The organism is Streptomyces caeni, from assembly GCF_042678285.1.
In the GTDB taxonomy this organism is placed as follows: Bacteria; Actinomycetota; Actinomycetes; order Streptomycetales; family Streptomycetaceae; genus Streptomyces; species Streptomyces caeni.
Genome location: NZ_JBHUDX010000001.1, coordinates 14,733 through 19,464 on the forward strand (window position 1 = coordinate 14,733; position 4,732 = coordinate 19,464).

At 73.1% G+C, this 4,732-nt stretch carries 2 protein-coding genes and 2 pseudogenes; 3 read left to right on the top strand and 1 reads right to left on the bottom strand.

All coding sequences use genetic code 11. The features are described 5' to 3' along the window. Both ACFSL4_RS00095 and ACFSL4_RS00100 read left to right on the top strand, forming a co-directional pair. A partial coding sequence (locus ACFSL4_RS00095; RefSeq protein ID WP_381076645.1) for a TIGR04282 family arsenosugar biosynthesis glycosyltransferase occupies positions 1–473 on the top strand: 473 nt, incomplete at its 5' end. Continuing rightward, positions 470–1,294 carry a class I SAM-dependent methyltransferase gene (locus ACFSL4_RS00100; protein WP_381076648.1) on the top strand — a complete coding sequence of 275 codons (825 nt, stop codon included), beginning with the start codon at positions 470–472 and terminating at the stop codon, positions 1,292–1,294. The genes ACFSL4_RS00095 and ACFSL4_RS00100, both read left to right, overlap by 4 nt. A gap of 421 nt (positions 1,295–1,715) precedes the next feature. On the opposite strand, the pseudogene ACFSL4_RS00105 reads toward ACFSL4_RS00100, so the two are convergent. Then, positions 1,716–2,951 (bottom strand): annotated as a pseudogene (locus ACFSL4_RS00105) (molybdopterin-dependent oxidoreductase). Positions 2,952–3,064: 113 nt separating this feature from the next. Here ACFSL4_RS00105 and ACFSL4_RS00110 point away from each other — a divergent pair. Beyond that, positions 3,065–4,438, top strand: a pseudogene (locus ACFSL4_RS00110) (hypothetical protein). Positions 4,439–4,732: the final 294 nt, after the last annotated feature.

The following is a 4,732-nucleotide window of genomic DNA, read 5'->3' on the forward strand; positions in this document are numbered from 1 at the left end:
CGACACGCCGGGTGCTCGTCCTCGACGGCTCCCCCGGCCCCTGGCTGCCGCCCGGCTTCGACGTCGTGGCGCAGTGCCCGGGCGGCCTGGACGAGCGCCTGGCCGACGCGTTCGCCTGCTGCGAAGGTCCGGCGCTGTTGATCGGGATGGACACCCCGCAGGTGACACCGGACCTGCTCACGGTGGACTTCGAGGGATACGACGCCTGCTTCGGCCCCGCCGAGGACGGCGGCTTCTGGGCTCTGGGGCTGGCCGAGCCCGATCCCGGTCTGCTGCGGGGGGTGCCCATGTCGACGGCCGTCACGGGCGCGGTCCAGCGAGGGCGCCTCACGGCGGCCGGACTTCGGGTACGCGATCTGCCCCGCCTGCGCGACGTCGACACGGCCGCCGACGCGCGGTCGGTCGCCGCCGCGGCCCCGCGCGGCCGGTTCGCCGCGGAACTGGCCCGCCTCGGGGCGGTCGCCGACCGATGAGCACAGCACACGACCTCGCCACGGCGGTCGCCGCGACACGGACCGCGGGCATCACCACGCCTGCGTGGGCCGCCGCCGATCCGTACTCCGACGCCCTGCGGACCGGCCGCGGTCCCCTGTTCCTGCGGCGGGCCGACGGCTGGCTGCTGCCGCTGGAGGTGGAACGGTGGTGCGCGGCCGCCGACCCGGTCGACCTGGAGGTGCTCGAGCGCTGCGAGGGCGCCGTCCTGGACGTGGGATGCGGGCCGGGCCGGCTGGTCGCGGCGCTCGCCGCACAAGGGCGGCGCGTCCTCGGCATCGACGTCAGTGAGGCGGCCGTCGCGCAGACGGTCCGCCGCCTGGGACATCGGGAGCGCGGGGAGGGCCCGGCGCTGCTCCGCTCCGTCTTCGACCCGGTCCCCGGCGAGGGCGGCTGGGGCACCGCCCTCCTCATGGACGGCAACGTCGGCATCGGCGGCGACCCGCGCGCCCTCCTGCGTCGCCTGGTCCAGCTCCTGGTTCCTGGTGGGCTGTTGATCGCCGAGACCGTGGCCGTGGACATCGACGAGCGGGTCCGCGTCCAGGTCGTCCACGGCTCCGACGACCGGCACAGCGCGGGCGCCCCGTTCCTCTGGGCCCGCCTGGGCACGCCGGCCCTGCTGCGCCATGCGCGCCGCGCGGGCTGGCGTGCCGTCGGTCAGTGGACGGCCGGCGGGCGCTGTTTCGCCGCCCTGCGCAGCCGCAGTACGAACAGCAGCGCCGAGCCGCCGAAGAGCACGGCCGTGATCAGGAGCCAGCGGCCGAGGAACCCGTCCGCCGACAGCCCGGTGGCCGATCGGTAACGGCTCGTCACCCGGCCGCTGATCAACGGGAACCAGACCAGCAGGAGCAGCCCCGACAGGGCGGCCGGTACGCGGACGTACCCCGCCCACTCCCGGCGCCCGACCGCGCCCAGGGCCCTCACGAGCGCGCGGTCCCCCGTCGCGTACAGCGGCAGCAGCACGAGGTCGTGCAGCAGCGCCGCTCCCACGAACCACAGGGCGACCGAGACCCAGTCACCCCTGAGCAACCGCACGCCCGCGTACCAGGCGAGTGCGAACGAGCAGACCAGCAGCAGGATCGGCAGCGGGCTGCCGAGGACGGACCGACCAGGTGTCGCGGTATCTCTCGTGGCTGCGCTCGTAGTTCTTCTCGTGATTCTTCTCGTGATTCTTCCCTGAGTACTTCTCGTGGTACTTCTCGTGGTACTTCTCACAGCGCTCCTCACAGGTCGCCGAAGGTCAACCGGGCCACCCACTTGGTGTTGAGCACACCGGGCGCCGCGGGGACGATGATCCGGGCGGGGTAGCCGTGGTCGGGGGTGAGATCCTCGCCGTTGACGTACAGGGCCGGCAGGGAGCGCGGGTCCGCCACCTGGTTGGCGCGCAGGGCGGCCCGGCGGAAGGCGCCGTGCCGCTGGAGGGACTCCACGAGGACGTCGGGGGGAGTGCCGTACCCGACGAGCGCCGCCAGGTCGCTCAGCCGGACCCCGCGCCACCACTGGTCGGAGGTAGCCCAGCCCTCTACACAGGCGATCGGCAACGCCGCGCTGTGCAGGGGCAGTTCGAGCAGTCCGGCACGGCTGAGCCGAACGGTGCCGGTGCGCCCGGTGACGATCAGCCGCCACGCCTCGCCGCCCGTCTCGGCGGCGCTGATCCCCGCGTACGCGGCCGTCTTGTTGACCTGGAAGCCTCCGGGGCCGCCGGCCGGGTCGGCACCACCGTGCGGCGCGAGGATGGCCGTCCGCCGCAGCGGCCTGTCGAAGCCGCGTCCCGCCGTCGTGCCGAACAGCAGCAGCGAGCCGGCCCCGACCAGTCCCAGCGCCCCGCGCCGCGACACGGTCGGCGGTGCGGGTACCGGGGACACCAGCTCCCCCTCCTCCTCGCGTGGATGGCGCAGATTGCGCACGGCCGCCGGCGTCTTGAGCGCGGCGTGCGCCACGAACGCGGCGAAGAAGACCCAGGCTCTGTAGAAGTGCAGCGGGTGGAAGGAGCCGGGGAAGGCGGGGAAGGCATAGTCGAGCTGGACGTTGAGCACCCCGGTGGTGAACTCGAACAGGGCACCGCCGACCAGCAGGAGCAACGAGACGCGCTCCAGCGCGTGCGCGAGCGACCGGGCGGGCGGGCGGGCGGCAGCGCGAACAGCTTCGGCACGACCGACCACAACTTGGCCAGCACGACGGGGATGAGCGTGATCCCCAGCGTCACGTGGACACCCTGGGTGAGCCGGTACAGCCAGGGCGGGTCGGTCGGCCAGGCGAAGAGGTAGAAGCCGAGCAGGCCCTTGCCGGGGGTCTTGTCGTTCACCGGCGACAGACCGGGGTTGTAGGCGGCGTACGACAGCAGTCCGGTCACGAACAGCACCGTGATCCCGCAGCAGGACGAGTCCGAGCATCGAGGTGAACCAGGGCCCGCGCAGCGGGCTGCGCCAGAACGAGGGAGAGAAGGGAGACCGTGGCATGCCCCGACCGTAGGCAGGGACCACCCCGTCAAGGGGTTCGCGAGCCATGACGAAACGCTGACGTCCGCGCCGGGCGGCCGCCGCTTTTTCCGCCCCGGACCCAGCGTTCCGCTGTGACCCGCCCCTCTCTTCGTGATCTGATCGCCGCCCTGGCCGCCGCCTCACTCGTCGTGGCGGCGGTGTCGATCGGCCGCCACATCCAGGACGTCCACCACACACCGTTCGTGAACTGGCCACCACTGCCCGTTAGTCGGGACCCGCACGTCGGGCCGGGCACCCCGGCCGCGCTGACGGTGGCCATCGCCGTGGTGGTGTACGGCCCCGCAGTGGCCGCGCGGCTGCCGTGGCGCGCGCTGCTCGCGGCGGTCTGGGGCACCGCCACGGTCTGGACGTTCTCCCACGCCCTCGTCGACGGCTGGCAGCGGGGTGTGGCGGTCCGCCTCACCACCCGCTACGAGTACCTCCAGGTCATCGACCGCTTCCACGACATCCCGGCCACCCTGCGGGACTTCACCCACCACGTCCTTCTCCACTCCCCCGGCCACCGGCCCGCGCATGTCGCCGGGCATCCCCCCGCGTCCACCCTCGCGTTCGTCCTGCTGGACCGTCTCGGACTGCGCGGCGGGGGCTGGGCCGGGTCTGGTGCATCACCGTCGGCGCCACGGCCTGCGTGGCAGTCCTTGGTGGCGGTGCGGGCGCTGGCCGGGGAGGACCTGGCGCGGCGCGCGGCACCGTTCCTGGTGTCGGCGCGGGCCGCCGTGTGGATGGGCACCTCCGCCGACGCGTACTTCGCGGCGGTGGCCGCCTGGTCCGTGGCGCTGCTCGCCCTCGCAATGACCGGGCGGGCGGCAGACGGGCCGCCACGTTCGGTTCGGGACTGCTGTTCGGTCTGACCTGCCATCTGTCGTACGGGCTCACGCTGTTCGCACCGATCCTTGCGGGCGCCGTGGTGCTCGGACGCAACCGCCGCCGTCACCTGGCCGAGGGGTTCCCGCTCCTGATCGGCGGACTCCTCGTGGTCCCGCTGCTGTTCACCCTCTCCGGCTTCGAACGGTGGGAGGCCTACCGCCTGCTGGTCCGGGCTGGTCCGGCGCTACCACCAGGGCGCCGGAGGCACCCGGCCCTGCGGCTACTGGGTGTGGGCGAACCTCGCCTGAACGGTGCTCATCGTCGGCCCGGCGACGGCGGCGGGTCTGCGGCGCGCCGGGCCCGCACTTGTCCGGCGGCGCGCGGGCGCTCTCACTCCGCCGGGCCCGTCCGCCCCGTCCGCCGAGGCACGCCTCGCGGTGCTCGTGCTGTCCGCCCCGCTCGCGCTGCTCGTCGCCGACCTGTCCGGCATGAGCAAGGCGGAGACGGAACGCATCTGGCTGCCGTTCGCGATGTGGCTGCTGACGGCCTGCGCGCTCCTGCCCCGACCCCGCGCCTGGCTGGCCGCGCAGGCCGTCCTCGCGCTGCTCCTCAATCATCACCTCACGACCGGTTGGTGACCGGCCGGCACCTGCGGGCCCCACGGGCAGGACGTCGCCGGAGTGACGTCGTGTCAGCGTCACCGTTACGCCAATCGGATTGGTCATCAGATTTTCGGTATGTCCGATATGACAGATTTCGAGATCATCTGTACGTTCAATCTCGCATCGGCTCTCACAGCCGACGTCTCTCAGAGAGGAGAAGTGACATGGCAACGCGTTCCACCGCTGTCACCGCCGCGTTCGCGGCGGCGGCAGCCCTCGCGGCCACAGGCATCACGTATGCCTCGGCCGCCTCCGGGCCGGCCCAGGCGG